Origin of the sequence: Brasilonema sp. UFV-L1, assembly GCF_012912105.1 — a bacterium.
GTDB lineage: Bacteria > Cyanobacteriota > Cyanobacteriia > Cyanobacteriales > Nostocaceae > Brasilonema.
The window spans coordinates 1-1,287 of sequence record NZ_QMEA01000328.1 but is presented as its reverse complement, the minus strand read 5'-3'; the positions used below and the strand labels follow the sequence as shown (position 1 = coordinate 1,287).

The 1,287-nt window shown below is 42.5% G+C and carries 1 protein-coding gene; it reads left to right on the top strand.

Annotated features, from left to right (window positions below; genetic code table 11):
- Positions 1 to 32 precede the first annotated feature (32 nt).
- Positions 33 to 1,274: an RNA-guided endonuclease TnpB family protein gene (locus DP117_RS35230; RefSeq protein WP_169222772.1), complete on the top strand. Its 1,242-nt coding sequence runs from the start codon at positions 33 to 35 to the stop codon at positions 1,272 to 1,274.
- Positions 1,275 to 1,287 lie beyond the last annotated feature (13 nt).

Below are 1,287 nucleotides of genomic sequence, written 5' to 3'. Positions count from 1 at the left end.
TCTTACGTGTTAGACCCCGGAGGGTCGAGCCGATGATAATTTACGAGTTCAAAGTCAAGGGAAAAGACAAGCAGTACAGGGCAATAGATGACGCTATCCGTACTAGTCAGTTCATTCAAAACAAATGTCTTCGTTTCTGGATGGATAATAAAGGGACTAGTTTGAACAGATACGACTTAAACAAACATTGTGCTGTATTAGCTGCTGAGTTTTCTTTTGCTGATGAACTCAATTCTATGGCTAGACAATCTGCTGCGGAACGTGCTTGGAGCGCAATAGCTCGGTTTTACGATAACTGCAAAAAGAAAACCAAGGGGAAAAAAGGTTTTCCAAAGTTTAAAAAACACTGTCGTTCTGTTGAGTACAAGACAAGCGGCTGGAAACTTTCTGCTACCCGCAAAGCCATAACTTTTTCAGACAAAAAAGAAATAGGAACTCTGAAATTAAAGGGAACCTATGACTTAAATTACTGCGATATCAAGCAGATTAAACGTGTTCGGTTAGTGCGTCGTGCTGACGGATATTACGCTCAATTTGCAATTGATATTGACTTAAAAGTTGAAACTCAGCCAACTGGTCAAGTAGTAGGCGTTGACTTGGGATTAAAGTACTTCATTGCTGATAACATTGGCAATGTAGAACCATCGCCTCAGTTTTACCGCAAGTCTGAAAAGCAGTTAAACCGTGCTAACCGCAAGAAATCCAAGAAGTATGACAAAGCAAGAAAGAAAGCCAAAAAACCTCAATCAACCAACTACCACAAAGCCAGAAATAGGTATGCTCGGAAACATTTAAGAGTAAGTAGGCAACGAAAAGAGTATTGCAAGAGATTAGCATACTCCGTCATCCAATCTAACGACTTGGTAGCCTATGAAGACTTGAATGTGAAAGGGCTGGTAAAAAACCGACATCTGGCTAAATCAATTAGTGATGCTGGCTGGTCTACATTCCGCTCTTGGTTAGAGTATCTTGGACATAAATATGGAAAGGTAACGGTAGCTGTACCTCCCCATAACACAAGCCAAAATTGCTCTAACTGTGGCGAGAAGGTGAAGAAATCTCTATCCACTAGAACCCATGTCTGTCTACATTGTGGATTTGTGGAAGATAGAGACGTGAATGCAGCCATCAACATTTTGAAATTAGGACTCAGTACCGTGGGGCACACGGGAACTTACGCTTGGGGAGATTTGCCCTCTTGGGCGATTGGTGCAAGCCTGTCGTCTAACGGCGAGTCAACGAACCAAGAATCCCCTGGCTTTTTGCGGGAATAAGCGCGTAGCGCGA

Bases quoted from the DNA above. Each gene is read 5' to 3' on its own strand.
- DP117_RS35230 (WP_169222772.1), top strand. From the start codon at position 33: ATGATAATTTACGAGTTCAAAGTCAAGGGAAAAGACAAGCAGTACAGG.